Source organism: Achromobacter sp. 1014246743, assembly GCF_059760725.1.
Genome location: NZ_JCBANA010000060.1, coordinates 1 through 26,102 on the forward strand (window position 1 = coordinate 1; position 26,102 = coordinate 26,102).

Genomic DNA, 26,102 nt, shown 5'->3' on the forward strand with positions numbered 1-26,102 from the left:
CCTCGGTGGCGCGGCAGGCCACGGCCCAGCTGCTGGCGCTGTCGTATCTCAGCCGTGACGCCATGCACACCCTGCTGGGCCAGGAAGACCTGGAATTCGGCCACCTGAAGAATGGCAAGCTGATCGCCTACCGCAGCGCGGCCTTGCTGGACAAGGCGCGCGCGCTGGTGGCCTACCAGGCCGCCCATGGGTCCGATCAGCAGGTGCTGGACGCCGCCCAGACGCTGGCGCGTGAACCCGCGCTGGCCGGCATGGGAGCCAGCCTGGCCGGCGCCGTCTACACCCCCAGCGAAGAGGCGGGCGATTGCCGCCAGTTCACGCAGGCCCTGTTCGAGCGGTTGCAGGGCTTGCCCAACGTGCAATGCGCCATGTCCAACCCGGTGTCGGGCCTGCAACGCGAAGGCCGCCGCATCGTGGCCGTGCACACGCGCGACGGCGACATCGGCGCCGATGCGATCGTGCTGGCCACCGGGGTCGGCACGCGCACCTTGCTGCGGCCGCTGGGGCACGACGTGCCGCTGTATCCGCTGAAGGGCTACAGTTTGACCGTGCCGCTGGCCGACGACGACGCCGTGGCGCCGCGCATCAGCGTCACCGACTACGAACGCCGCATCGTCTACGCCCGGGTGGGCGGGGTGCTGCGGATCGCCGCAATGGTCGACATCGGCATTGGCAATGCCGACATCGACCCGGCGCGCATCGCGCTGCTCAAGCGCCAGGTGGCCGAGGCCTTCCCGGCGCTGGACCTGAGCCAGGCCATTCCCTGGGCCGGCCTGCGCCCGGCCACGCCCACGGGCAAGCCGCTGATCGGCCGCAGCCCGGCCGCCGACAACCTGTGGCTCAATATCGGCCAGGGCGCGCTGGGTTTCACGCTGGCCTGCGGCAGCGCCGCGCTGCTGACGGCGCGCATGGCGGGGTTGCCGGCGCCGCTCGACGAGGCGATGTTCCGGCCTTGATCGGGGCAGGGCCCAGCGCCCTGTCCGGCCCTGAGCGGGGCGGGGCGCAATCACTGCCCGCGCCAAGGTGGCGGCAGGGCGTCCGGGAATGTCCATTTCCAGATAGTCCCTGCCTCTTCATCGGCAGACGGGCGTTCGGGCACTCAATAGGATGGCGGATATCCGCGGGTGGGACACATGTGCCTGCCGCGGCCGATCCCCCTCCTGCGAGTGAACCCATCATGTCCTACCTGTTTCCATTGTTCGCCATCCTGTTCTGGGCGGGCAATGTCATCGTGTCCAAGATGGCCGCCAGCGCCATCTCGCCCACCGCCATCACCTTTTACCGGCTGATCCTGGCGCTGGCGATCATGGGCCTGTTCACGGCCGCGCCAGTCTGGCGCAACCGCAAGACCATCCTGCGCCACTGGCCCAAGCTGGCGCTGTACGGCGCGCTGTCGTCGGCCGTGTTCCAGGCCTTGTCGTACCGCGCCGCCGAAACCACCACCGCCACCAACATGGCCATCCTGACCGCGCTGATCCCGCTGCTCAGCATGCTGCTCAGCGTGGTGATCCTGCGCGATCCGCTGACGCTGGGCATGGCGGCCGGGGGCGCGCTGTCGTTCCTGGGGCTGCTGTACCTGGTGGGGCAGGGCGACATGCTCAGCGTGTTCCAGCACGGTATCCACGTGGGCGATGGCCTGATGCTGCTGGCGGCGTTTTCCTATGCGCTGTATGGCGTGCTGCTGCGCCACTGGAAGGTGCCGGTGCCGGCCTGGCAGTCCACCTTCGTGCAGTCGATCTTTGCGCTCCTGTACATGCTGCCGCTGTACCTGCGGGTGCCGGCGGCGCAGGCGGCGCTGGACATGAAGACGATTCCGCTGATCCTGTATGCCGGCATCTTCTCGTCGGTGCTGCTCTCGTTCCTGTGGATCGAAGGCGTGCACCGTCTGGGTCCCAACCGGTGCAGCATCTTCATCAACCTGTTGCCGCTGTTCACGGCGCTGGCGGCCTTCATGCTGCTGCGCGAGCAATTGCATGGCTACCACCTGCTTGGCGGCGCGGTGACGCTGGCCGGGGTGCTGCTGGCGCAGACCGTGCAGCGGCCGTTGTTCGGCCGCAGCCGGGCAGCGGGCTTGGCGGCCGGCAAGGCCTGATCTGAGCGGGGCGGGGCGCGCCGTGCGTGGCCCCGGCAATCATGTTCGGGGGCGGGCCGGTGCCCCCGTTTGCCCGCGAGGGCGCCGGATTCACTCCTGTTCAAGACAGGCCCGTGCGGCCCTTCCATAGTGGCGCTTTTCGTACGGAGCGCCTATGAGCCTTTTCCAGAAAACCGCCATCACGCTGGCGCGCAGCCCCGGCATCGGCCGGGCCATGCGCGGCCTGGCCGCGCGTACCTCGCTGGCGCGGCGTTTCGTTGGCGGCGCCGACGTGACGCAGGCGGTGCGCACCGCTGCGAGGCTGCGCGAGGCGCACGGTATCCGCGCGTCGCTGTTCTACCTGGGCGAATACGTGGCCGGTCCCGACGCGATCGAGCACAACGTGCGCCAGGCCATCGAAGCGGCAACCGCCCTGGGCCAGGCGGGGCTGGACGTGCACGTATCCATCGACCCCACCGCCATCGGCTATATGCGCAGCGACGCGCTCGGCGCAGCCAATGCGCGCCGCATCGCCGACCGTGCGCGGCAGGCGGCGGGCGGCGGCCGCGATTGGGTCGTGCTGGATATGGAAGACTCGGCCATCCGCGACCGCACCTGCGCGCTGCATCGCACGCTGCTGGCGGCGGGCCTGCCCGCCGGCCTGACCTTGCAGGCGCGCCGCCGCCGCACCCCCGAAGACCTGGCGTGGGCGATCGGCCAGCGCACCTCGCTGCGGCTGGTGAAGGGCGCCTTTCCGGAACGCGCGCTGGACCATTCGGGGCGCGTCCGTATCGACCAGGCTTATCTGGATGCCGCGTCCATCATGTTGTCGCCCGCCGCGCGCGAGGCGGGCTTCCTGCCGGTGTTCGGCACCCATGACGACCGCCTGGCCGGCGCCATCATGATGCTGGCCCGCGAGCGCGGCTGGGCGCCGGACGACTTTGAATTCGAGATGCTGTACGGGGTGCGGCCGGACTGGCAGCTGGCGCTGCGGCGGCTGGGCTATAACGTCAGGGTGTATTTGCCGTTCGGCGCCGACTGGTGGCCCTACGCCATTCGCCGCGTGGGGGAAAATCCCCGCAATGCGTGGCTGCTGGCGCGGTCGCTGGCATCGGACGCCGAGTATTTCGGATAGCCGCCATCGCCGGTGCGGGCCGTTTGTCTTGACCGGTCCGGGCCGTGGACATGCCGGGTTTGCGTTCCCGCGTTATCGTCGTGGCGGCATGTCCTGAATTTTTCCTGGCGGTTTTTCGATGGCGGTTTCCCAACATATCTGGCATTGCGGCGCGGGCCTGCCTGGCGACGTGCTCATCGCCGACCTGCGCGCCTACCGCTTCGAGGCCCACTTTCACGATGCCTGGTCCATCGGCGCCATCGCCCGGGGGCGCTGTACCTTTACCGTGCGCGGCCAGGGCTTCGAGGCAGGCGAGGGCGACCTGGTGGTGATCGCACCCGGCCAGGTGCATACCGGCGGCACGTCCGCGGGCCTGTTGGCGTACCGCATGGCGTATATCGATCCGGCCTGGTTTCAGGACCATGCGTGGGCGCTGCGCGAAACGGGGTTGACCTTGGCGGGGCCGGTCATCCGCGACGCGGCGCTGTGCGACCAGTGGCTGGCCGCGCTGGCCCCGGACGAGACCGGCGACGCCGCACGCCGCAGTGGCCTGTCGGCCGCGTTGTTCGCGCTGCTGGCGGCGCACGGGCAGCCGGCCAGCGAGGCGATGCAGGCGGGCAAGGCAACGGGTTCGGCCGAACCGGACGTCTGCGCGCTGCTGTTCGAGCGCATGCGGTCCGATCCGTCCTGCGCGCCCGACCTGGAGGCGCTGGCACAGGCCGAAGGCAAGCACCGCAGCACCCTGGTCAAGCAATTTGCCCGGCGCTACGGGCTGCCGCCGCAGGCGTGGCTGCGTAACTGGCGGGTGGCGCGCGCCCGCGCACTGTTGCGCAGCGGCTTGCCGCTGGCCCAGGCCGCGGCGGCCGTGGGCTTTGCCGACCAGGCCCACCTGACCCGAGTCTTCAAGCAGGTGTATGGCAGTCCGCCGGGGGCGATGAATCGGTCGGCCGCCCGTGCCGTGGCACGCAAGACATTCCTGTAAATCATGCGATGAGCAACGAATAATTGGTTGAAGCGCGTTTTTTCAGCGGCTTTAATCGAGCTATTCGCAGGTTTTCGGTGCTTTATCGATTGATGAAAGGGAATGTGAAGATGGAAGCTCAACGCATCACCTTGCGCGCCGCGGACGGGGTGGCGCTGGGGGGCTTCGTGTGGCGCCACGAGGACGCTGCCGGAGCGACCGCCGCCCGACCGACCGCGGCCCGACCGACCGCGGCCCGACCCGTAGTCGTCATCAATGCGGCGACTTCGGTGCGCTGCCGCTACTACGCCCGCTTTGCCGCCTACCTGTACCAGCACGGCCTGGACGTCGTCACCTATGACTACCGCGGCATCGGCGAGTCGCGCCCCGACTCCCTGCGAGGCTTCCAGGCGTCGTGGATGGACTGGGGCGAGCGGGACTTCGAAGCGGTGCTGCGCTACGTGTCCACGCATTTTCCGGGCCAGCCGGTGGACGTGGTGGCACACAGCATCGGTGGTTTCGTCACGGGCCTGGCGCCGTCCGCGCAGGGGCTGCGGCGCATTTTCACCATGGGTGCGCAGTACGCCTACTGGCGCGACTACGCGGCGGGCCAGCGCCTGCGCATGCTGGCCAAATGGCACGTGGCCATGCCGCTGTTGGCCGCCTGCCTGGGTTACTTCCCGGGGCGCCGGCTGGGTTGGCTGGAGGACACGCCGCGCGGGGTGGTGCGGGACTGGAGCTTCATGGGCCCGCGCTTCGAGACACGCGGCGGACCGGCGGGTGCGCGCCGCGTGGCGACGATGGCGGCGGTGACCGCGCCCATCCTGGCCCTGAGCGTGACCGACGACGAATTCGGCACCGAGGCCGCCATCGGCCGGCTGCTGGGCTATTTCACCGGCAGCGCCCGCACCCACCTGCGGCTGGCCCCTGCCTCGCTCGGGCTGGATGGTATCGGCCATTTCGCCTTCTTCCACGAGCGATTCCGCGACGCGCTCTGGCCCATCGCGCTGGGCTGGCTTACGCGCGGCGAGCGTCGGCTGGCGGGGGCGACGCCCATACGTTGTGACTGCGTGGCGTCTCTAGCCGGTAGTCCGAGTATTTCCGCGTGAAGAACTCGGCGCCCAGGGTCTCGGCAGCCTGCAGCGGGTGGCGCGGGTCCGCCGCGATCTCGCCGCGGCTGTTGCCGGCGCCGTGCACGTAGCCGACGAAGTCGGCGTGCGTGTAGCGGGAAAATTCCTGCAACTGGTGCACCACGCCCAGCACCGCGCCGGGGTAGGTCTCTTCCGACGCCACGGCCAGGCCCAGGCGCTTGCCGGCCATGGCGGCCTTGACCCGTTCGGGTTCCGGGCCGGTGCCGGCATAGTGCGTGAACGAGCGGTCAAAGAACGCCTTGGTCTGGGCCGACATGCCATACCAGTACAGCGGCGTGCTGAACAGCACGCCATCGGCGGGCAGGTAGTGTTCCAGGAACAGTTCCGCATAGCGGTCGTCGGGGGGCGGTGCGTGGCGCAGGTCCGTCAAAAAGCCCTTGATGTAGTCGTCCAGGAACAGCAGCGTGGCCGACGTGCCCGCCGCCAGCGCTCCGCGCTGGGCGGCGGCGGCCAGGGCCGCGCTGTTGCCGTCCCGGCGCGGGCTGCCGGCCAGGATCAATAGCTTCTTGGGGTGATTTGAATTCATGTTGAATACCTCGATGGCGGGTAAGGCCGGGATGCCGGTCTGGCTATCCCCTGGCGTACTGCCAATGTAGGCATGCGCCGGGCTCGCGACAAACGAGCATTTCTCGCCTAAGATGAATTGAATTCATCCATAAGGGCACCTCATGTTTGCCTCGTTGCCTGTCACGGCGCTGCGCGCGTTCGAAGCCGCCGCGCGGCTGCGCAGCTTCAAGCTGGCCGCGGCCGAGCTGTCTGTCATGCCCACGGCGGTGTCGCACCAGATCAAGGCGCTGGAGCGCCACGCCGGCGTGGCGCTGTTCGATCGCGTGCCACAGGGCGTGCGCCTGACCGACAGCGGCGCACGCCTGTTCGCCAGCGCGCACGGCGCCTTGCTCGATATCGCGCAGACGCTTGATGCCCTGCGCCCGGCCAGCGCGGCGGGCGCGCTGACGCTGTCCACCACCCATTCGTTCGCGGCCCTGTGGCTGGTGCCGCGGCTGGGGCGTTTCTACCAGGCCTATCCGCAGTACCAGTTGCGCCTCTTGGCCCAGGCCGACACCATCGACCTGCTGCAGGATGCCAGCGTCGACGTGGCCATCCGCTACAGCAGCCGGCGCTATCCAGCGCTGCATGCGGCCTGCGCGCTGCAGGAACGCTTTGGCGTCTATGGCGCGCCGGCGGTGGTGGCGCAGGCGCAGCGCGCAGGCCGGGCCAGGCCCGCGCTGGTCACCGTGCGCTGGCGCGATTCCGCGCTCTACGACGAAGGTTGGCAGCAATGGTGCGACGCGGCCGGACTGCCGGCCTGGCGCCAGCCGGCGGCGGTGCATGCTTATGCGGAAGAGCATTACGCCTTGCAGGCCGCCATTGCCGGGCAGGGGCTGGTGCTGGCCAGTTCGGTGATGGTGTCCGACAGCGTCAAGGCCGGCACGCTGGTGCCGCTGCGCCCGCAGGTCAGCGTGCCGGGGGCGGCCTACACCGCGCTGTGCGCGCCGGGGCGCGAACGGCATCCGCCGGTCAAGGCATTCCTGGCGTGGCTGCGGCAGGAATTCAAGGCCTAGCCCCCGGGCGTGGCAACGGGGCCCGGGGGCCTGTGGGCCCAGCCCGCGGATCGGATGCCCGGGCCGCTGCGGCGCGGGGCATCAGGGGCGCGCCGTTCGCGGCAGCAGCGGCAGCGCCGTCAGCATCAAGCCGCCCGCCACCAGCCACGCCAGCGGCCAGGATGACGCGGCCACCAGATGCGGCAACGCCAGCGGCGTGAGGAACAGCCCCAGGTAGACGCACGTGTTCGCCAGCCCCAGCGCGGTGCCGGCGCGCTGCGCGCCGGCCAGCGTGGCCAGTTCGGTATAGGCCACGCCATGCCAGGCGGACACGCAGATGCCGGCCACCGCCAGCAGCACGGCCACGGCTGCCATCGGGAGCGGATCGCTGGCCACGTCCTGCAGGCGCCAAGCCACGCCGGCCAGCACCGCGAACAACGAGAAACCCAGCCAGACGCAACCGCGCAGATAGGCGCGGCGGTTGCCCCGGCGGTCGGTCCAGCGGCCGCTGGCGATGCGCGCCGCCATTGCGCCCACCTGCACGGCCACCATCACCGCGGTCAGGGTGGCGATGCCGGCGCCGCTGTAGTCGTGCAGGAACACGGTGGCGAACGTCAGCACGGCGAATTGCGGGCAGCACAGCAGGCCGATGGCCAGCGCGGCGCGCCAGACGCGCGCGTCGCGCAGCGGGCTGGGCGGGGCCGAGCGGGTTGGCGGCGTGGCCGCGGGCGTGCCGGGCATGGGTGGCGCGGCAGCCGACGCGGTGTGTGCGGGCATCGGCGCAGCGGCGGCGTGCGTGGGCGCCGCGGGGTGGGGCCGCATCCGATCCGGCTCGCGCAGCCACCCCAGGGTCAACAGCGCGGCGCCCGCGCACAGCGCGCCCAGCAGGCCGAGCACCGCCGCAAAGCCAAGCTGCGAGGCCAGCCACGGCAACACCAGCGCGCCCAGCCCACCGCCCAGCGGCACGGCAGTCTGGCGGATGCTCATGGCCAGGCCGCGCTCGCCTTCGTCGAACCATGCCATCACCGCGCGGCCGCTGGCGCCGTTGACGCTGCCGCCCATCACCCCTACCAGCAGCAGGCCCACCGCCAGCAGCCACAGGGTGGGCACGGCGCCATGCGTGGGCGCGGCGTACAGGCTCATCCAGGCCAGCGCCGCCGCAGTGGCGCCCAGGCCGCCCAGCAGCACGGGCCGGTCGCCCCAGCGGTCGGCCAGCATGCCCCACGGCAGTTCGAACAGCGCCACGCCCAGGCCCATCAGGCCCAGCGCCAGGCCCAGCTGGTCGTTGTCCAGGCGGTAGCCCGAGCGCATGAAAACGGCGGTGGCGGGCAAGCCGGCGGCGGCAGCCGAAAACGCCGCATTGGCGGCAACGCCCACGGTCAGCACCTTCCAACGGTGGGCAGGACGAGGGGGGGACAGGGCCGGCCGCGAGGCCGGGGCGGATAGCGTAGACAAGGACATGGCACGTTCCAGGCAGGATTGACGCGTCTGAGTCTGCGCTCGTAAGATGGTTCTGAAAATCAGGAAATTTTCAACTAAAGGTTTTGAAAAACAGGACAATCATGCGATCGGTCACTTTTGACCTGGACGTGTTGCGCAGCTTCGTGGCCGGCGTCGAACTGGGCAGCTTCGGCCGCGCGGCCGACCGGCTCGGCCGATCCACGTCCGCCGTCAGCGCGCAGTTGAAAAAGCTGGAAGACCAGGCCGGCGTGCCACTGCTGCGCAAGGCCGGCCGCGGCCTGGCACTGACCGACGCCGGCGAGACCATGCTCGCTTACGCACGCCGGCTGCTCGAACTGAACGACCAGGCCGCCGTTGCCGTGCGTGGCGCTCAGTTGCAGGGCCGGGTGCGCCTGGGCCTGCAAGAAGACTTCGGCGAAATCCTGCTGCCCCAGGTGCTGGGCCAGTTCGCGCGCGCGCACCCTCAGGTCCGCATCGAAGCGCGCGTGGCGCGCAACGCCGACCTGCTTGAACGCATCGCCGCGGGCGAGCTGGACCTGGCGCTGGCGTGGGACGTCGATGCCGCGCAGCCGCACGCCACGCGTCTGGCGGAGCTGCCCATGTGCTGGATCGGGCCCGTCGCGCCGGACCAGGCCTGGGCGGGTGCGGGCAACGCCTTGCCGCTGGTGGCCTTCGAAGCGCCGTGCCTCTTTCGCAGCCGCGCCACCGATGCGCTGGACCGCGCCGGCATCGCCTGGACGTCGGCATTCATCAGCCCCAGCCTGGCGGGCCTGTGGGCGGCGGTCAGCGCGGGCCTGGGGCTGATGGTGCGTACGCCGCTGGGCCTGCCCGCCGGCCTGCGCGTGCTGGCGCCGGGCGAACGGGGCCTGCCGCCATTGCCCAGCCTGACGCTGTCGCTGTATGGCGCGCAACGCCAGCCCGGTCCCGTTGCCGCCGCCCTGGCCGACATCGTGCGGCAATGCGTGCGCGACAGCGTGGCCGCCTTGCCCGCGACGCCGGGCCTGCCCGCCGGCAACGCCCATGCCCGGCCTGCCGCGTCGCAGCGGCCCGTCGCGGCCTGACCGGCCGCAATCCCATTAAGGAGGCACGACGCCTTGAACCGGTTCCATGAAATGAGCGTGTTCCTGGCGGTGGCCGAAGCCCAGAGCTTTGCCGCCGCCGCTCGCCGCCTGGCCATGTCGGCCCCCGCCGTCACGCGCAGCGTTTCCGCGCTGGAGCGCCGGCTGGGCGCGCTGCTGCTGGTGCGCACCACCCGCAGCCTGCGCCTGACCGAAGCCGGCGAGCGCTACGCCCAGGACTGCCGCCGCATTCTCGAAGATGTCGAGCAGGCCGATGACGCCGCCGCCGGCGCCATGGCCGCGCCGCGCGGGTCGTTGCACATCACCGCGCCGTCGCTGTTTGGCGAACTGCACGTCATGCCCGCGGTGCTGGGCTACCTGCGAGACCATCGCGAGGTATCGGTGCGCGCCTTGCTGGTGGACCGCGTGGTGAACCTGATGGACGAAGGCGTGGACGTGGCCGTGCGCATCGGCGCGCTGCCCGATTCGTCGCTGACCGCCATCGCCGTGGGCCACGTGCGGCGCGTGGTGTGCGCCTCGCCCGCCTTCCTGCAGCGTTTCGGCACGCCGGACACGCCCGACGCGCTGGCACAGTTCTGCACCATCACGGCGGCCATGGAAGGCCGCGGACCGCAATGGCGCTTCCAGCAGGACGGCCAGCCGCGCCGCCTGCCGATGGCTTCGCAACTGACGGTCACCTCGTTCCAGGGGGCCATCAAGGCAGCCTGCGAAGACTGGGGCCTGACCCAGGTGGTGTCGTATCAGGTGGCCCGCCACCTGGCCAGCGGCGCGCTGCAAGTGGTGCTGCGCGATTACGAACTGCCGCCGATACCCGTCCACGTCGTCTACCCCGAAGGCCGCAAAAGCTCGGCCAAGGTCCGCAGCTTCGTCGATTTCTGCGTCGACGCGTTGCGGCGAGACCTGGCGGCGCTGCCGGGGTGAACGTGCGGCAGGTCTGTCGGTCCAGGAGGTCATTTCTAGTAGTGTGTACTATACACATCAAAGTGTGTATAGTACACATATGGACAGCAGAGAACTTACCAACATGCTGCTGCAGTCCGGATGGAAGCTGAATAGAGTAAAGGGCTCGCATCACATCTATTACCACCCGGACCGCCCCGGACACCTGGTTGTCCCCCACCCCAAAAAGGAGCTAGGTAAAGGCCTCGTGCACCAGATACTGACAAAAGCAGGTTTGAAATAGAGAGCAGGCCCTGGGCTGCAAGCCGGGGCCTCTCGACGTACAAGAAGGAATACCGTAATGAAATACCCCATAGCAATCGAACCCGGAAGCGATGCTCAGAGCTGGAGCGTGGTGGTTCCTGATCTCCCCGGTTGCTATTCAGCGGCGGATGACGGGATCGATCAGGCAATTGATAACGCCAAAGAGGCCATAGAGCTTTGGATTGAGGCCGCCATTGATTCTGGCGAGACAGTTCCCGCACCCACCAGCATTGCGACCCATCAAAGTGATCCGGCATTCAAGGGCTGGGTCTGGGCAATTGTCGATGTGGATCCCGCCGTCATGGATGAGTCCGTCGAGCGCGTGAATATCACTTTGCCTCGGCGCATTCTGAAACGCCTGGATGATCGAGCACGAGCGGCTGGAGAAAGCAGAAGCGGCTTCATCGCCCATATGGCATTGATTTGTTGAAAGCACAGTCTGTGGACTCTGCTGCCGCGCCTTGTCGGATTGCAGACAAGGCGCGCTTCAGCGCCGCAAGTGCGCAGTGGCACAGGGCCGAATATCGCTTTTTTTCGCAATAGTGTCTTGCGCCCGCTGGCGGTTCCCTGGCGGGCCGGGCCGGTTCAAGATGGAACCCTGTTTCCATTCTTGAGATTGCGCCATGTCCTCCGCTTCCCTGACGTTCTACAGCTTTCCCCTGTCCGGCCACGCCCACCGCGTTGCGCTGATGCTGTCCCTGTTGCAGGTGCCGCATCGCGTGGTCGAGGTCGACCTGCGCCGCGGCGCGCAGAAGCAGCCTGACTTCCTGACGCTGAACGCGTTTGGCCAGGTGCCGGTCATCGACGACAACGGCGTGGTGGTGGCGGATTCGACCGCCATCCTGGTGTATCTGTGCAAGCGCTACAACGGCCAGGCCTGGCTGCCCGAAGACGCCGTGGGCGCGGCCGCGGTGCAGCGCTGGCTGTCGGCGGCGTCCGGTCCGTTGGCCGGCGGACCGGCTGCGGCGCGGCTGGTCACCGTGTTCGGCGCGCCGTACGACGTGCCCGCCACGCTGGCGCGGGCCCACGCGCTGCTGGCCGTGATGGAACATGAATTGGCCGCCACCGGCTACCTGGCGGGCGCCGCGCCCACCATTGCCGATGTGGCCTGCTATGCCTATGTGGCGCATGCACCCGAAGGCAATGTGTCGCTGGCGGCGTATCCGCAGGTGCGCGCGTGGCTGGCACGGATCGAGGCCTTGCCGGGTTTCGTGCCGATGGTGACCACGCCCGTCGGGCTGCTGGCAGCCTGATGCCGCGGCCAAGCGCCTGATACCGCCAAGGAGCCCACCATGACCGCCAACGCCAACGCCAACGCCACCGTCACAGACCCGGCCCCCGCCACGCCCTGGCATGCCGGCGAACGCCAATTGCAAGCCCACATCGGCATGGCCGAGCGCATGGCGCAGGTCGGCGCCAAGGTGATTCGCGACTACATGCCCGAGCAGCACCGGACCTTCTTCGAGCAGTTGCCCTTCGTGGTGGCTGGCGCGGTCGACGCGCAGGGCGATCCGTGGGCGGGCGTGCTGGAGGGCGAGCCGGGCTTTCTGCGTTCGCCGGACCCGACGACGCTGCGCGTGGCGGCTGTGCCCGACGCCGATGATCCGCTGTCCGCGGGGCTGGGGGCAGCGCAGGCCATCGCCTTGCTGGGCATCGAGCTGCACTCGCGCCGCCGCAACCGCATGAACGGACAGATCAGTGCCTGGGACGGCAAGCGCTTCGATATCTCGGTGGGCGAGTCTTTCGGCAACTGCCCTCAATACATCCAGGCGCGCGAATTCTTTTTCTCGCGTTCGCCCGCGCTGCGCTTTCCCGGCGCGGGGCATGAGCGTGCCGCGTTGAACGAGGCCGACCGCGCGCTCATCGCGCAAGCCGACACCCTGTTCGTGACCAGCTACGCCGACACCGACGACGCCGGACGCCGTGTCGACGTGTCCCATCGCGGCGGCAAGCCGGGCTTTGTGCGGGTCGATGGCAATACGCTGACGATTCCGGATTTCTCCGGCAACCGCTTCTTCAATACGCTGGGCAACCTGGTGATCAATCCGCGCGCCGGCCTGCTGTTCATCGACTTCGAGCGCGGCGACGTGCTGCAGCTGTCGGGCCGCGCCGAGGTGGTGCTGGACAGCCCGGAGATCGCTGCCTTCGAAGGCGCGGAGCGCCTGTGGCGGGTGCATGTGCAGCGAGTGCGCGCGCGCCCCGGGGCGTTGGCCTTGCGCTGGCGTTTCAACAGCTATTCGCCGACCGCCCTGGCGACGGGGCATTGGCCGGGCGCGGTAGCGGCGTAGCCAGGCAGGTATCGCGCCGGCATCGTGCCCGGAAGAATCAGCCGTCGACCTTCTGCACCACCGTGTCGTCCGGCCCCAGCAAGCGGCCGTCCTGCGCGCGGATTTCCAGCCGCTTGACGGGCTGGCCGCGCTTGCGATCGATCAGCTGGGAATGGGCTTCGGCGGGGCTGTAGTAATGGTCTTCGCCCCATTGGCGCAGGCCGACGATGACGGGAAACAGCGCCTGGCCTTTTTCCGTCAGCACGTATTCCTGGTAGGCGCTGCCGTCCGAGGCCGGCACCGTGGCCAGGATGCCGTGGGCGGCCAGCGTGCGCAGGCGGTCGCTGAGGATGTTCTTGGCCACGCCCAGGCTTTTCTGGAATTCGCCAAAGCGCCGCAAGCCGTCGAACGCGTCGCGCACGATCAGCAGCGACCACCAGTCGCCAATGGCGTCGAGCGAGCGCGCCACCGGGCAGGCAGCGCCTTCAAGGCTGGTGCGTTTGACCATGTCGTGCGGACCTTTGCCGGGCGATGCGGCATCAGGGAAGGGCGTGCCGCCTTCCGGTTGGACGTCAATGTGAATCGCGAATTTGTAGTTGCATTATAAAACCTTAAGGCCTAGCATTCTAGTTTTGTTATGAAACCAAAAGAGGCAAGCATGCCAGAACGATCCGACCCCGCGCCCGCCGCCCGCCTGCCCACCGCCCTGGTGTTGCTCCTGGCGGTGGCCTGTGCCCTGAGCGTGGCCAACGTGTATTACGCCCAGCCCTTGCTGGACGCCATGGGCCGTGAATTCGGCCTGGACGAGGGGGCGGTGGGCATCGTGGTCACCGCCACGCAGGTCGGCTGCGCGCTCGCGCTGTTGCTGGTGGTGCCGTTGGGCGATCTGCTGGACCGCCGCCGGCTGATGCTCGGGCAACTGGGGCTGCTGGTGCTGGCGTTGACGGCCGTGGCCGGGGCGACGAATTCGCCCTGGCTGCTGGCCGGCATGCTGGCGCTGGGCTTGTTGGGCACGGCCATGACGCAGGGCCTGTTGGCACTGTCGGCCGCCCTGGCCGCGCCTGCCGAGCGTGGCCGGGTGGTGGGGGCGGCGCAGGGGGGCGTGGTGATCGGCCTGCTGCTGGCCCGCACGCTGGCCGGCGCCGTTGCCGATCTGTGGGGGTGGCGCGCCGTGTACCTGGTGTCCGCCGTGCTGGCCGCCGCCTTGGCGCTGGTGCTGGCGCGCTGGCTGCCACGCCGCGAATTGCCGGCGGCCGGTCTGGGCTACGGGGCGCTGCTGCGATCGCTGTTCACGCTGCTGGCCACCGAGCGCGTATTGCAGGTACGCGGTGTGATCGCGTTGCTGATGTTCGCAAGCTTCAGCGCGTTCTGGACCGCGCTGGTGCTGCCCCTGAGCGCACCGCCGCATTCCCTGACCCACACCGCCGTGGGCGCATTCGGACTGGTGGGCGTGGCCGGCGTGCTGGTGGCGGCGCGCGCCGGGCGCCTGGCGGACCGTGGCCTGGGCCAGCGCACCACCGGGGCGGGGCTGGCACTGCTGTGCCTGGCCTGGATCCCCATTGCGTTCCTGGACCAGAGCCTGTGGGCGCTGGCGCTGGGTGTGCTGCTGCTGGACATCGCCGCGCAGGCCTTGCACGTCACCAACCAGACCATGATCTTCAGCATCGGCGCGCAGGCGCACAGCCGGCTGGTGGGCGGCTACATGATGTTCTATGCGGTGGGCAGCGGCCTGGGGTCGATCGCGTCGACCGCCGTCTACGCGCGGGCGGGCTGGCTGGGCGTATGCGTGCTGGGCGCGGGCCTGGGTCTGGTGGCCGCTGTGTTCTGGGCCGTGACCTTGCCGCGCAAGGCGCCGTTGAAGGCGGCCTGCGCGACACAGCAGGGGTGACGCATACGGGGGCGCCTGCGCGGTGCGGATCAGCGACCGGTGGCGCCCACCGGGGCGCCGCGGTTCAGTGATGTTCCAGCGTATGCGCGATGGCGGCGACCTGCCGCGCAAACGCCGGATCGGCGCGGTCGCGCGGGCGGGGCAGGTCGATGTCGTAGTGGCCTGCGATGTTGGCCGGGCGGCCGCCCAGCACCACCACCTTGTCCGCCAGGAACACGGCTTCCTCGATGTCGTGGGTCACGAACAGCACCGCCGCGCCCGACGCCTGCCACACCCGGATCAGCTCTTGTTGCAGGTTGCGGCGGGTGATCGCGTCGACGGCGCTGAACGGCTCGTCCATCAGCAGCAGGTCGGGCTTGACCGCCAGCGCCCGGGCAATGCCCACGCGCTGGGCCTGGCCGCCGGACAACTGGTGCGGCCAGCGGCGGCCATAGTCGCCCAGGCCGGTCAGCTGCAGCGCCGCGTCGATTCGGCGTTGGCGTTCCGCGCGATCCAGGCCCAGGCCCTCCAGCCCGTAGCCGACATTGCTGCCGACGGTGCGCCAGGGCATCAGGCGGCTGTCCTGGAACACCACCGCGCGGCTGCGCCGTCCGGGACGCGTCGGTGCCTGAAAGCGCACTTCGCCCGAAGCCGGTTCGGCCAGCCCGGCCGCGGCGCGCAGCAGCGTCGATTTGCCCACGCCCGATCCGCCCACCACCGCCACGAAACTGCCCGCCTCGATATCCAGCGACAGGCCCTGGATGACGGGCGCCGCGGCGCCGGGATGCTGGTAGGACAGCTTGGAAAACGCGATCACGGACGCCATTGCAGCACCTTGCCTTCGACGGCGGAAAACGCCAGGTCGCAGATCGTGTAGACCAGCGAGATGATCAGCATGTACACCACCACCGCGTCGTAGGCGCCCACGCCCGCGGCGGCGTTCATTTCCTGGCCCATGCCGGGCACGCCCAGCAACTCGGCGGCGATCAGCGTCATCCAGGCCTGGCCGATGCCCGTCCGCACGCCCGACAGCGCGCCGGGGGCGATGGCGGGCAGCGTCACGGTCAGTGCGCGCGCCAGGTAACCGCCGTGGCCGAAGGCGCGCGCCAGTTCGTAAAAACGCGGGTCCACATTGCGCACCGCGCTGTAGGTCGCGAAGTAGTTCACCCAGAACACGCCGATGGCGATGACGAATGCCGCGCCGGCATGGCTGACCTTGAACCAGGCGATGGCGAACACCACCCAGGCCAGCGGCGGAATCGGCCGCAGGATGCGCGCCAGGTAGGCCTGCATCAGATCAAAGCGCGGCAGCGTGGCCGCGGCCAGGCCGACGGCAAAGCCCAGCGCCGTGCCCGCCGCCAGGCCCCAGAAATAATGCACCAGGCTCGACCCGATGGCGGGCAGCAGCCGGCCCGACTGCCATTCCTGCATCAGTGTCGCGGGCAGCGCGAACGGGTCGGGCAGGGTGCCCGGGGGCGCCCACTGCCAGATCAGCGCGGCCTTCCAGATGCCGATGAAGATCGCCAGCCCTGCAATGCCGTAGGCGGCGCGGCGGGCGGCGGCGTGCCAGGGCGGCGCTTCGGCGCGCGTGCGCGCGGCCGGGGCGGCATAGGCCTGGGCGGTCTGGCTCATGGCTTGGCGGCCTTGTCGAAGAAGCGCGTGTCGAACAGCTGCTTCACGTCCACCGGCGGTGCCTCGACCGTGCCCAGGCTGGCCTGGAAGGTCTGCAGCTCGGCCGTGGCGTCGACGATGGCGTGCGGGTCCGCCACGAACTGGTCGTGCGAACTGCGTATGGCTTTTTCCACCAGGGCGCGGTCCAGGCGGCCGCCGCCCACGTACTTCTGCACGTGGCCCGCGGCGCGCGCCGGGTCGTTCTTGAGCAGGGCCGTGGCGGACAACTGGGCGTTGACCAGTTGCTGCACCACCTCGGGGTGGTCGGCGATCAGCTTGTCGCGCACCAGCAGCACGGCGCCGGGCTGGTTCGGAAACAGCTGCGAGCCGCGCGCCACCACGCGCGAATCCGGCGCACGCGTCAGCACCGTGGTCACGGTGGGCTCCAGGATGGCCGCGCCGTCGATGGCGCCGGTCAAGAGCGATTGCTGGATCTGCGCTTCGCCCTGGTAGATCAGTTCCAGGCTGGCCGGGTCGGCCTTGATCTGCTTGCGCAGCCAGTATTGCAGCGCGGCTTCGGGCACCGCGCCCTTGGGGTAGCTGGCGATCACGGGCTTTCTGCCCTTGTCCTTGGCAAAGCGCGCAAACGCGGTGGCCGGGTCGCCCGACGCGAAATACGGCGCCAGCGCGCCCAGCGCCACCACGTTCACCTGCTCCACGATATTGGAGGCCACCACCTTGATGCCGGCGCCCTTGGCGCTGGCCACCAGCGCCGGGCCGATGCCGACGTAGGCCACGTCCAGCTGGCCGGCCAAAAGCGCCTGCGTCAGCGCGGGGCCGCTCTGGAACTGCACCAGCTTGGGGGCGGGGGCGCCCTGGGCCTGCAAGGTGCCTTCTTCAAGCGCCACGAACAACTGCGCGTCCGGCAGGATCGGCAGGTAGCCGATTTCCAGCGCGGGCGGGGCGGCATGGGCAGGGGCCACGGCGAAAGCAGTGGCAATGAGGGCGGCGGAAAACAGCTTGCGAAGCATGGGGAAGGGTCCTGTACTACGCCTTGATACGGCTGGCGTCTTGCCTGCGGGCAGTGTCCGCTTAATAATTTTAGATATGTTTATTTCTTTTCTTTATTCTTATTGGTTATATGTTTAACCGTGCCTCCATGCATGAAAAAAGACCGCCGCAGCGGTCTTTTCAGGGGATGCTGGCGCCGCTTCAGGGCTGCACCGCGTACTCGATCGACCCCGCCACCACCGCCGCCAGCCCGGGCGCCTGCGTCAGCTTGTGCAGCGCGTACGTCTGGGCCGTGTCGATCTTGGCCTGGTGAAAGGCCGGGTCCTCGGCCAGGTGGTCCAGCGACGCCAGCAGGGCGCGCGCCATCTGCCAGCCCGCCAGCACGGTGCCGGCCAGCAGCAGATACGGCACGGCCGAGCCGAACACGGCATTGGGATGCGCGGCGGCGTTGGCCACCACGAAATCCACCGTGTTGGCCAGCGCCAGGCGCCCTTGGCGCAGCGGCGTGAGCACCAGCCGGGCGGCCGGCTCGCTGCGCGCCTGCAGCGCTTCTTCCGTCTTGCGGATCTCGTCGATCAGCGCCTGCGCCACCGCACCGCCGTCGCGCAGCGTCTTGCGGCCGACCAGGTCGTTGGCCTGGATGGCGGTGGTGCCTTCGTAGATGGTCAGGATGCGGGCATCGCGGTAGTACTGCGCGGCGCCGGTCTCTTCGATGAAGCCCATGCCGCCGTGCACCTGCACGCCCAGGCTGGCCACGTCGATGGATGCCTCGGTGCACCAGCCCTTGACGATCGGCACCAGGAATTCCTGCACCGCCAGGTGGCGGGCCCGGGCAGCCGGGTCGGCGCTGGCGTGGGCCAGGTCGGCGTGGCCGGCGGTGTAATAGGCCAGCGCACGGCCGGCTTCGGTCAACGCACGCATCGTGCCCAGCATGCGGCGCACGTCGGGGTGGTGGATGATGGTCACGGATTCGCGCGATGATCCATCCACCGGGCGGCTCTGCACGCGGTCTGCGGCATAGGCCAGCGCGTGCTGGTAGGCGCGGTCGGCCACCGCGATGCCCTGCACGCCCACCGCAAAGCGGGCCGCGTTCATCATGATGAACATCGCGTCCAGGCCGCGGTTTTCCTGGCCCACCAGGTAGCCGATGGCGCCGCCCGCGTCGCCGAACTGCAACGTGGCGGTGGGGCTGGCCTTGATGCCCAGCTTGTGCTCGATCGACACGCAGGTCACATCGTTGCGCGCGCCCAGCGTGCCGTCTTCGTTCACCAGGAACTTGGGCACCAGGAACAGCGAAATGCCTTTCACGCCCTCGGGCGCATCGGGCAGGCGCGCCAGCACCAGGTGCACGATGTTTTCGGCCAGGTCGTGTTCGCCGTAGGTAATGAAGATCTTGGTGCCCGAAATCCGGTAGCTGCCGTCGCCCACCGGCTGCGCGCGGGTGCGCAGCAAGGCCAGGTCGGAGCCGGCCTGCGGCTCGGTCAGGTTCATCGTGCCGGTCCATTGGCCCGAGATCATCGGGCCGATGTAGCGCTCGCGCAGCGCGGGCGAGCCTGCCGTCAGCAGCGCCTCGATCGCGCCGTTGGTCAGCAGCGGGCACAGCGCGAACGACAGGTTGGCCGCGTTCAGCATTTCGGCGCAGGGCGCGCCCAACAGGCCCGGCAGGCCCTGGCCGCCATACTGTTCGGGGTGCGTCATGCCCTGCCAGCCGGCCTCGGCGTACTGGGCAAACGCCTGCCTGAACCCCGGCGACGTCGTCACCGCGCCGTCCTTCCAGGCGCTGGGCTCGCGGTCGGCCGAGTGGTTCAGCGGCGCCAGCACGTCGGCGGCAAAGGTCGCGGCCTCTTCCAGCACCGCCTGGGCGGTGTCCGGCGTGGCTTCGGCGTACTCCGGTAGCGCCGCCACCTGCGGCAGGCCCGCAAGGTGGTTCAGCACGAACAGCATGTCTTTCACGGGGGCTTGGTACGTCATGGCGTAGCGCTCCTGGCGTGTGGAAGGGGAATCAGGTGGCATCGATCGCGCGGGTGGAACCCACCGCCGCGCGCAGTTCAAACTTCTGGATCTTGCCGGTGGATGTCTTGGGCAGCTCGCCAAAGCGCACCGCGCGCGGCACCTTGAAGCCGGGCAGCAGCAGCTTGCAGTGGGCGATGATCTCGGCCTCGGTCGCGCTGCAGCCCGGCTTCAGTTCGACGAAAGCGCAGGGCGTTTCGCCCCACTTCGGGTCCGGCATGGCCACCACCGCCACCGCCGCCACGGCGGGGTGGCGGTACAGCGCGTCCTCGACCTCGATGCTGGAAATATTCTCGCCGCCCGAGATGATGATGTCCTTGCTGCGGTCCTTGATGCGGATATACCCGTCCGGCGTCATCACGCCCAGGTCGCCCGTATGAAACCAGCCGCCGGCGAAGGCCTCGTCGGTGGCGCGCTCGTTCTTCAGGTAGCCCTTCATGCAGATATTGCCGCGGAACATGATTTCGCCCACGGTCTGCTCGTCGGCCGGCACTTCCTGCATGGTCTCGGGGTCGCGCACCGATACGCCGGCCTGCAGGTGGTAGCGCACCCCCTGGCGGGCGGTCAGCGCGGCCAGTTGTTCGTCTTCCAGGGCGTCCCAGGCCTCTTGCCGGGCGCACACGGCGGCCGGGCCGTAGACCTCGGTCAGCCCGTACACGTGCGTCAGTTCGAAGCCGATTTCCTTCATCTTGGCGATCACCGCCGGTGCCGGGGCTGCTCCGGCCACCATGGTGCGCACCGTATGGTCGATGCCCGCCCGCATCGCGGCCGGCGCATTGGCCAGCGCGCTTTGCACGATGGGCGCGCCGCAATAGTGCGTGACGCCTTCGTTGCGGATCAGGTCGAACACCGTCTGCGGATCGAACTTGCGCAGGCAGACATTGACGCCCGCGCGCGCCGCCACCGTCCAGGCGAAGCACCAGCCATTGCAGTGAAACAGCGGCAGCGTCCACAGATACACCGGGTGCTTGGGCATATCCCATTCCAGGATATTGCTCACCGCGTTCAGGTAGGCGCCGCGGTAGTGGTACACCACGCCTTTCGGATCGCCCGTCGTGCCCGACGTGTAATTCAGCGCAATCGCGTCCCACTCGTCGGCCGGCGGCTGCCAGTCGAAGCGGGCAGGGGCCGCCGCCAGGAAGTCCTCGTAGTCCGTCGCGCCCGGCAAGGTGGCCGGTGCGCTGTCCAGGTCGTGCACTGAAATGACTTTCAGATGCGGGAATTCCGCCCGGGCACGTTGCGCCACGTCGGCGTATTCGGTGTCCACGATCAGTGCCCGGGCTTCGCCGTGGCCCAGCATGAACAGCACGCTGGGCGTGTCCAGCCGGGTATTCAGGGTATTGAGCACCGCGCCCAGCATCGGCACCCCGAAATGCGCCTCGACCATCGCCGGAATATTGGGCAGCATCACCGCCACCGTGTCGCCGCGGCCAATGCCGGCGGCCGCCAGCGCGCCGGCCAGGCGCTGCGCCCGTTCGTAGGTCTGGGCCCAGGTGCGTCGCACCTTGCCATGCACCACCGCCAGCCGCTGGCCATACACCTGCGCGGCCCGCGCAATGAAATCCACCGGGGTCAGCGGCTCATAGTTGGCGTCCCGGCGCGCCAGGCCGTGTTCGAACATGCTGCTCATGGTTGTCTCCTGTCGGGCACGGGGCGCGCCCGGATAGCCTGTGTGCGGAAAGCTTGATCGGGATCGCGGATCTTGCTGTCCGCGTGGGTCCGGTCGCTTGCTGCATCCCGCTGCTTGCGAGAAGCTTATCCGTCGCCGGAAAATACTGTCTGTCGCCTGCATGACAGACCTTCCGCGTACGTGCCAACCTCCAGTTTTACACGGTTCTTTCCATGTCCGATGTTTCAAACGCTGTTTCCGCCGACGAGCTCGCCGAGCTGTTCGACGCCTGTGCCTGGTTCGGCGCGCTGGACACTGCGCATCAGGACCTGGTCCTGGCCACGTCACGCGCCGACCACGTCGCCAGCGGCGCCTGGATCGCGCGCCGCAACGCGCCATCGGATTACTGGCTGGGCGTGCATGCCGGCCTGCTGAAGCTGGCCATCTACAACGAATCCGGGCGCAGCTGCACGTTTTCCGGCGTGCCGCCCGGCGGCTGGTTCGGCGAGGGCAGCGTCATCAAGCGCGAACTGCGCAAATACGACGTGGTCGCCATCCAGCCGTCGCTGGTCCTGCGGGTGCCGGTGGACACGTTTCACGCCTTGCTGTCGGCCAGCCTGCCGTTCTCGCACTTCGTGATCGGGCAGTTGAACAACCGGATGGGCGAATTCATCGCCTCGATCCAGAATCATCGCCTGCTGGACGCCGATGCCCGCGTGGCGCAATCCCTGGCGCAGCTGTTCAACCCGCAGCTGTATCCGTCCACCGACCTGACGCTGGCGATTTCGCAGGAAGAATTGGGGTACCTGACCGGCCTGTCGCGCCAGCGGGTCAATCAGGCGTTGCAGACGCTGGCGGACCAGGGAATCCTGGGGCTGGCCTACAACCAGATCCAGGTGCTGGACCTGGGGCGGCTGCGGTTGTTCGGGGCCGATCAGCTTTGAGCGTGGCGCCACCGCGCCGGGCAGCGAAGGGCCCATGAACCTGGGCGCCGCTACAGAAATTTGCGGATCAGGAAACTCGCCAGCAGGGACAGGCCCGCGCACAACCCCAGCGTGCCGGCATAGCAGATCAGCCAGATCCGTTGGGTTTCATGGCGCGGCTCGCGGGTGTCCTGGCGTTTGCGGGGCCCGCCAACGCGCCGAGCCAGCGCCACCAGCCCGCCCACCAACAGAAAGCCGCCAATCAGGGCGAGCAGCATCAGCAGCTCGACCAGGCGGAACGACATCGCACCCAAGCCGCTGTCTTGCAGCCAGTCAGACAGGCGGGTCAGATGCGACAGTGGCCCGAACACCGCCACCAGCAACGCGGCGCCAGCGACGAGCAACATCAGGCGAACCACTGCTACCGCCCGTGAGGGTCTGGGCGGGGCCAGGTCCGGTGTCCCGTTCGCCGATCCGAATTGAAGGCCATATTGATGCTGAAAGCTGCGGTGTTGAATCCAGGGCAGGGCGACCAAGGCAATGCCCAGGACCATCAACTGATTCAGGACTTCCTCGGCCGTAAACCCGGCGGTCGGCCAATAGCGGTTGACCAGGATCAGCGACCCCAAGAAAAGCCCCAGGAAGAGGGCCACGATCACGGGGACGATGCATAGCGCAAACAGCATTGCCCGGGTTTGGGGCTTCACCATGTTGAGCGGTCCGATACAAATGTCATCACCAAAGCCAGCGTGATCGACTGCAAGAAGAAGTGATGACGCTCACTCGGGGCGGTGATACACCGCCTCGACGTTGTAGCCGTCGGGATCCAGGATGAAGGCGCCGTAATAATGCGGGTGATACTGCGGGCGAAGGCCGGGCGCACCGTTATCCCTGCCGCCGGCTTCCAGCGCCGCCCGATGAAAGGCATCCACTTCGGCGCGGCTGCGGGCCCGAAAGGCCACATGCACGCGCGGGGTGCTGGGCGTGCCCGGATGAATCCAGAATTCACCGCCCGGGTCGCCGGCCTCTTCAAGCTCGCCCACGCCAAAGCCCATGCCGGTAGGCAGCGCCTTGCGTGGCACGTAACCGATGGCCGCGAGCGCGCTCAGGTAAAACGCCCGGCTGCGCTCGAAGTCGCTCACGTTGATTTCGACATGGTCCAGCATTCGCGGCTCCTTGAGAGCGTGTGGGGAAACCCCGGCCGGTCAGCATAGGCTAACGAGCTGACCAGGAACGCTTCGATTTGCAACCTGCGGGCGGGGCCAGACTAGGGTTCCAGCAACGGCCAGACCTCGACCACCCCCTGCGCCACCGCACACGGGGTGCGCGACACCTGCGCTATCGCCTCGGCCAGGTCGGCCGCCTCGATGATGGCAAAGCCCGCCACCGGCAAGGCCGATGTCATGTAGGGCGCCGCGGTCGTTTCCACCCCCGCCGCGTCGTGGTTGCGCACCTGCACCGGGGTGCCGGCGATGCCCATCAAGACGCCTTGTTGCCGCAAATTGGCATCGTGCGCGTGGGCGGCATCGCGCAGGGGAGCGGCGGTGCGGTCGTAGCCGGCCTGGTCTCCGTAGCCGATCGTGATGAACTTGGGCATGCGGGTCTCCTGAAATTGCGGGGGGCCGGCGTGGCAGCTAGCGCGCGGTGGCCTCCCACTGCACATGTTCAATGCGGTTGCGGCCGTTGTTCTTGGCCACATACAACGCTTGGTCCACGGCCTTGATGAAGGCACCCCGCGTGGCGTTACCGTCAGGAATCAGGGTGCCCGCGCCCATGCTCACCGTGACGCGGCGGCCGTGGGGCGACAGCGCATGCATGATGGCTTTCTTTTCCAGCAGCCGCTGGCAGCGTTCGGCCACCTTCAGGGCGGTCGCGGCATCGGCCTCGGGCAGCAGCACGACGAATTCCTCACCGCCGTAGCGCGCCACCAGATCGCGCGGGCCATCCAGCGCCAGGCTCAGCGTCTGGGCGATATCCACCAGGCATTTGTCACCCTGGGTGTGACCGTACAAGTCGTTGTACTGCTTGAAGAAATCCACGTCGAGCAGCAAGATGGACAGCGGTTGGCGATCTTTGCCGGCCCGTTCCCATTCCAGTTCGAAACTGCTGTCAAAGCGGCGCCGGTTGGCAATATTGGTCAAGCCGTCCTTGAAAGACAGGGCTTCCAGTTCTTTTTGCAGGCTCAGCAACTGTTCTTCGGTCTTCTTGCGTTCGGTGATGTCGAACATGAAGCCGATCAACGCCTGCACCTCGCCTTGCTCATTGCGCATGACATGGACGACGTCGCGAATCCAGACGTAGCCGTTGTCCTGGGTCAGGGCCCGGTAGTCGGCTTCATGGTCGACGCCCGCCTGGGATTGCGAAACGCAGAAATTGACCACGTATTCGCGGTCTTCGGGGTGCATGCGCATGGCCCAGTCTTCGACGCTGACCCAGCTGTCGACGCTCCAGCCCAGCAATGCCTCGATCTGGGGGCCGATATAGGCGAATTTCATGGACGCCCAATCGATTTTCCAGGGAATTGCCTTGGTCGACTCCAGCAAGGTCTTGTATACCGCGTTGTCATTCAAAAGCGTGCTTGCGTCGGCCATGCCGCATCCGTCCTCGATCCACGTGAGCAATCACTGTAGCCTGAAGCCATTGACCAGGGCATGACGGAATGATCGTTTCCGGCCGATGGCAGACGATAGCGATTTCGCGCGGTTACACGCGCAATGCGTTCAGGGTTCGCGTCAAGATTCGCAGACCCAGCCTAACGGCTCGTGTTGTGCGGAAAACCGCAGCGACGGCCAGTAGCCGTCCATGAACCAGGCATCGTCAAGCGGCGCCAGGTGCTGGACATAGCCGCCATCAGCGGCCAGCACCAGGTCGGACGGCGCGAAGCCTTGCAGGAAGGTGTCCGGCGGCGTGTACGGGTCGGCAGGTTCGCGGCCGGCTTCCCACAGGTAGCGCAGGGCCGCGCCTGGCCGGCGTTTGGGCGATCGGGGTCCGTCCTCGGGTTGTTCCTGCAAGATCAGGGCGCCAGCCCGAATTCCTGCCTGCGGTCGTACAGGAACAGGCCTTCGTCATCCCACCCGGCCGACCACCCGCCACGCCACAGCCGCATGGCGGCCGCGGTGGGGTCGTCCGCCGGCGCGGTCAAGCGGCTGCACAGCGGCCAGGCGATCCAGCTGGAAACGTCGTAAGTGGTGGCCAGGCGATACAGCGGCTCGGAGAGAAAGTGGTACGCCGCGGCCCCCACCTCACCCGTTTCGTTTTCCGCCATGGTGTCCATCCCATCGCGCAATTCCACAAAAGGCGATTCGGCGCGGCAATAGGCATCACGCAGAGACACCGCCGGGCTGGCCAGCACACGGACCGGGCCGTCCGGGTCGGGCGCCTCGAAGCCCGCGCGCCGGGTAAGGTCCACCCCTTGGCGCAAGCGCATCGTGGCCTGCTCGGCATCGATGGCCTTGGCCGGCGTCGATAGATATTCCTCGATGCGGGCCAGCATCTGATCGCCGCGGGGCAGGATCGAAAAGGCCCGCTTGCGCGCCTCGGCGCCGCTGGGCCAGTCGGCGGACCAGAAATTGAACAGCAGCCGAAAGTCCTGGTCCAGGTCCGGCAGCGGATCAGGCACGCCTTTGTCGCCGGCCACTTCGTCCGGGTGGTCGTCAAAGGCATCCAGGATGTGATGCCAGTGACGTTGCCACGCCAGGGGATCCTGCGGGACGGGCGTGTCCGCAGACGTTGAATCGGGCTGGCGATCGAGAAAGCTCATGCGGCCTCCGCAGAATGGGGTCGACGGATTATCGCTTGACCTTCCAAGCGTAGCCATCCTTACGCTGGCGATATTGCTTTGATCGGACTCGCCAGGGGCGTCACCATGCCAAAAATCACTGTTCTTCCCCATCCCGACCTCGCGCCGGCCGGCGCCGTGCTGGACGTGCCGGCCGGGGTATCGCTGTGCGAGGCCCTGCTCGATCACGGAATTCCGATCGAGCACGCCTGCGAGCAAAGCCGCGCGTGCACGACCTGCCACTGCATTGTTCGCCAGGGCTTTGATGCGCTCAATGCGGTGGAGGAAGGCGAAGAAGACCTGCTGGACCGCGCCTGGGGGGTCGAACCGCAGTCGCGCCTGAGCTGCCAGGCCATCGTGGGGGCAGAGGACGTGACGATCGATATTCCGAAGTACACGGTGAATCACGCCAGGGAAACCTGAGCGGTGCAGGCAGGCACCGCAA

General features: G+C 68.3%; 29 protein-coding genes. 15 read left to right on the forward strand and 14 right to left on the reverse strand.

Annotated elements, in window-relative coordinates; genetic code table 11:
* From AC6LJ2_RS22340 to AC6LJ2_RS22360, 5 genes are all read left to right on the forward strand, one after another.
* On the forward strand, positions 1–956 hold a 956-nt coding region (locus AC6LJ2_RS22340), incomplete at its 5' end, for an FAD-dependent oxidoreductase (RefSeq protein ID WP_498152204.1).
* A gap of 221 nt (positions 957–1,177) precedes the next feature.
* A complete protein-coding gene (locus tag AC6LJ2_RS22345; RefSeq protein ID WP_445658674.1) occupies positions 1,178–2,092 on the forward strand; it encodes a DMT family transporter in 915 nt (304 codons plus the stop codon).
* Between the two features lie 154 nt (positions 2,093–2,246).
* Positions 2,247–3,206, forward strand: a complete 960-nt coding sequence (locus tag AC6LJ2_RS22350; RefSeq protein WP_498152205.1) for a proline dehydrogenase family protein — start codon at positions 2,247–2,249, stop codon at positions 3,204–3,206.
* A 118-nt stretch (positions 3,207–3,324) separates the two neighbouring features.
* A complete protein-coding gene (locus AC6LJ2_RS22355) occupies positions 3,325–4,167 on the forward strand; it encodes an AraC family transcriptional regulator (protein WP_445658676.1) in 843 nt (280 codons plus the stop codon).
* Between the two features lie 110 nt (positions 4,168–4,277).
* Complete coding sequence (locus tag AC6LJ2_RS22360; protein ID WP_498152206.1) at positions 4,278–5,255, forward strand: alpha/beta hydrolase family protein; 978 nt, start codon at positions 4,278–4,280, stop codon at positions 5,253–5,255.
* Here AC6LJ2_RS22360 and AC6LJ2_RS22365 read toward each other — a convergent pair.
* Entirely contained in the window at positions 5,164–5,823 is a 660-nt protein-coding gene (locus AC6LJ2_RS22365) for a flavodoxin family protein (RefSeq protein ID WP_498152207.1), read from the reverse strand. The two genes, AC6LJ2_RS22360 and AC6LJ2_RS22365, sit on opposite strands and share 92 nt — an antisense overlap.
* 142 nt (positions 5,824–5,965) lie before the next feature.
* Here AC6LJ2_RS22365 and AC6LJ2_RS22370 point away from each other — a divergent pair, with 142 nt between their 5' ends.
* A complete protein-coding gene (locus AC6LJ2_RS22370) occupies positions 5,966–6,859 on the forward strand; it encodes a LysR substrate-binding domain-containing protein (protein WP_498152208.1) in 894 nt (297 codons plus the stop codon).
* 81 nt (positions 6,860–6,940) lie between these two features.
* Here the strand turns inward: AC6LJ2_RS22370 and AC6LJ2_RS22375 are convergent, their stop codons facing one another.
* Positions 6,941–8,299 (reverse strand): MFS transporter, encoded by a 1,359-nt coding sequence (locus AC6LJ2_RS22375; RefSeq protein WP_498152209.1) that lies wholly within the window; start codon positions 8,297–8,299, stop codon positions 6,941–6,943.
* Between the two features lie 101 nt (positions 8,300–8,400).
* Here AC6LJ2_RS22375 and AC6LJ2_RS22380 point away from each other — a divergent pair, with 101 nt between their 5' ends.
* From AC6LJ2_RS22380 to AC6LJ2_RS22405, 6 genes are all read left to right on the forward strand, one after another.
* Entirely contained in the window at positions 8,401–9,360 is a 960-nt protein-coding gene (locus AC6LJ2_RS22380; RefSeq protein ID WP_263911664.1) for a LysR substrate-binding domain-containing protein, read from the forward strand.
* A 51-nt stretch (positions 9,361–9,411) separates the two neighbouring features.
* Positions 9,412–10,299: a LysR family transcriptional regulator gene (locus tag AC6LJ2_RS22385; protein ID WP_445659145.1), complete on the forward strand. Its 888-nt coding sequence runs from the start codon at positions 9,412–9,414 to the stop codon at positions 10,297–10,299.
* Between the two features lie 103 nt (positions 10,300–10,402).
* Positions 10,403–10,561 (forward strand): type II toxin-antitoxin system HicA family toxin, encoded by a 159-nt coding sequence (locus tag AC6LJ2_RS22390; RefSeq protein ID WP_369797629.1) that lies wholly within the window; start codon positions 10,403–10,405, stop codon positions 10,559–10,561.
* A 57-nt stretch (positions 10,562–10,618) separates the two neighbouring features.
* A complete protein-coding gene (locus AC6LJ2_RS22395; RefSeq protein ID WP_025135446.1) occupies positions 10,619–11,011 on the forward strand; it encodes a type II toxin-antitoxin system HicB family antitoxin in 393 nt (130 codons plus the stop codon).
* A 193-nt stretch (positions 11,012–11,204) separates the two neighbouring features.
* Positions 11,205–11,834, forward strand: a complete 630-nt coding sequence (locus AC6LJ2_RS22400) for a glutathione S-transferase family protein (protein ID WP_263911666.1) — start codon at positions 11,205–11,207, stop codon at positions 11,832–11,834.
* Between the two features lie 39 nt (positions 11,835–11,873).
* Positions 11,874–12,869: a pyridoxamine 5'-phosphate oxidase family protein gene (locus tag AC6LJ2_RS22405; RefSeq protein ID WP_498152210.1), complete on the forward strand. Its 996-nt coding sequence runs from the start codon at positions 11,874–11,876 to the stop codon at positions 12,867–12,869.
* A gap of 37 nt (positions 12,870–12,906) precedes the next feature.
* Here AC6LJ2_RS22405 and AC6LJ2_RS22410 read toward each other — a convergent pair whose 3' ends face one another.
* Entirely contained in the window at positions 12,907–13,356 is a 450-nt protein-coding gene (locus AC6LJ2_RS22410) for a winged helix-turn-helix transcriptional regulator (protein WP_263911669.1), read from the reverse strand.
* Positions 13,357–13,506: 150 nt separating this feature from the next.
* Here AC6LJ2_RS22410 and AC6LJ2_RS22415 point away from each other — a divergent pair, with 150 nt between their 5' ends.
* Positions 13,507–14,736: an MFS transporter gene (locus AC6LJ2_RS22415; RefSeq protein ID WP_263911670.1), complete on the forward strand. Its 1,230-nt coding sequence runs from the start codon at positions 13,507–13,509 to the stop codon at positions 14,734–14,736.
* Between the two features lie 64 nt (positions 14,737–14,800).
* Here the strand turns inward: AC6LJ2_RS22415 and AC6LJ2_RS22420 are convergent, their stop codons facing one another.
* The 5 genes from AC6LJ2_RS22420 to AC6LJ2_RS22440 all read right to left on the reverse strand — a co-directional run bounded on the left by AC6LJ2_RS22420 (position 14,801) and on the right by AC6LJ2_RS22440 (position 20,977).
* Positions 14,801–15,541 carry an ABC transporter ATP-binding protein gene (locus AC6LJ2_RS22420; protein ID WP_498152211.1) on the reverse strand — a complete coding sequence of 247 codons (741 nt, stop codon included), beginning with the start codon at positions 15,539–15,541 and terminating at the stop codon, positions 14,801–14,803.
* Positions 15,529–16,347 carry an ABC transporter permease gene (locus AC6LJ2_RS22425; RefSeq protein WP_263911673.1) on the reverse strand — a complete coding sequence of 273 codons (819 nt, stop codon included), beginning with the start codon at positions 16,345–16,347 and terminating at the stop codon, positions 15,529–15,531. Before AC6LJ2_RS22425 ends, AC6LJ2_RS22420 begins: the two co-directional genes overlap by 13 nt.
* Positions 16,344–17,357 (reverse strand): ABC transporter substrate-binding protein, encoded by a 1,014-nt coding sequence (locus AC6LJ2_RS22430; RefSeq protein ID WP_263911675.1) that lies wholly within the window; start codon positions 17,355–17,357, stop codon positions 16,344–16,346. The genes AC6LJ2_RS22425 and AC6LJ2_RS22430 overlap by 4 nt, the downstream gene beginning before the upstream one ends.
* A 181-nt stretch (positions 17,358–17,538) precedes the next feature.
* Entirely contained in the window at positions 17,539–19,308 is a 1,770-nt protein-coding gene (locus AC6LJ2_RS22435; RefSeq protein ID WP_263911677.1) for an acyl-CoA dehydrogenase, read from the reverse strand.
* 31 nt (positions 19,309–19,339) lie between these two features.
* The gene (locus AC6LJ2_RS22440; protein WP_263911678.1) at positions 19,340–20,977 is read right to left on the reverse strand and encodes an AMP-binding protein; all 1,638 of its coding nucleotides are present in this window, start codon (positions 20,975–20,977) and stop codon (positions 19,340–19,342) included.
* 212 nt (positions 20,978–21,189) lie between these two features.
* Here AC6LJ2_RS22440 and AC6LJ2_RS22445 point away from each other — a divergent pair, with 212 nt between their 5' ends.
* Positions 21,190–21,900 (forward strand): Crp/Fnr family transcriptional regulator, encoded by a 711-nt coding sequence (locus tag AC6LJ2_RS22445; RefSeq protein WP_263911679.1) that lies wholly within the window; start codon positions 21,190–21,192, stop codon positions 21,898–21,900.
* 50 nt (positions 21,901–21,950) lie between these two features.
* Here the strand turns inward: AC6LJ2_RS22445 and AC6LJ2_RS22450 are convergent, their stop codons facing one another.
* The 6 genes from AC6LJ2_RS22450 to AC6LJ2_RS22475 all read right to left on the reverse strand — a co-directional run bounded on the left by AC6LJ2_RS22450 (position 21,951) and on the right by AC6LJ2_RS22475 (position 25,639).
* Positions 21,951–22,589, reverse strand: a complete 639-nt coding sequence (locus AC6LJ2_RS22450; protein ID WP_498152212.1) for a hypothetical protein — start codon at positions 22,587–22,589, stop codon at positions 21,951–21,953.
* A 69-nt stretch (positions 22,590–22,658) separates the two neighbouring features.
* Positions 22,659–23,045 carry a VOC family protein gene (locus AC6LJ2_RS22455; RefSeq protein WP_498152213.1) on the reverse strand — a complete coding sequence of 129 codons (387 nt, stop codon included), beginning with the start codon at positions 23,043–23,045 and terminating at the stop codon, positions 22,659–22,661.
* A gap of 101 nt (positions 23,046–23,146) precedes the next feature.
* Positions 23,147–23,476: a YciI family protein gene (locus tag AC6LJ2_RS22460; RefSeq protein WP_498152214.1), complete on the reverse strand. Its 330-nt coding sequence runs from the start codon at positions 23,474–23,476 to the stop codon at positions 23,147–23,149.
* Positions 23,477–23,513: 37 nt separating this feature from the next.
* The gene (locus tag AC6LJ2_RS22465) at positions 23,514–24,470 is read right to left on the reverse strand and encodes a sensor domain-containing diguanylate cyclase (RefSeq protein ID WP_445658689.1); all 957 of its coding nucleotides are present in this window, start codon (positions 24,468–24,470) and stop codon (positions 23,514–23,516) included.
* A 141-nt stretch (positions 24,471–24,611) separates the two neighbouring features.
* Positions 24,612–24,890 carry a hypothetical protein gene (locus tag AC6LJ2_RS22470; protein WP_263911692.1) on the reverse strand — a complete coding sequence of 93 codons (279 nt, stop codon included), beginning with the start codon at positions 24,888–24,890 and terminating at the stop codon, positions 24,612–24,614.
* A 2-nt stretch (positions 24,891–24,892) separates the two neighbouring features.
* The gene (locus AC6LJ2_RS22475; RefSeq protein ID WP_263911693.1) at positions 24,893–25,639 is read right to left on the reverse strand and encodes a hypothetical protein; all 747 of its coding nucleotides are present in this window, start codon (positions 25,637–25,639) and stop codon (positions 24,893–24,895) included.
* A gap of 105 nt (positions 25,640–25,744) precedes the next feature.
* Between AC6LJ2_RS22475 and fdx the strand changes: the two genes are divergently transcribed.
* Entirely contained in the window at positions 25,745–26,080 is a 336-nt protein-coding gene (gene fdx, locus AC6LJ2_RS22480) for an ISC system 2Fe-2S type ferredoxin (protein ID WP_263911694.1), read from the forward strand.
* The last annotated feature ends 22 nt before the right edge of the window (positions 26,081–26,102 follow it).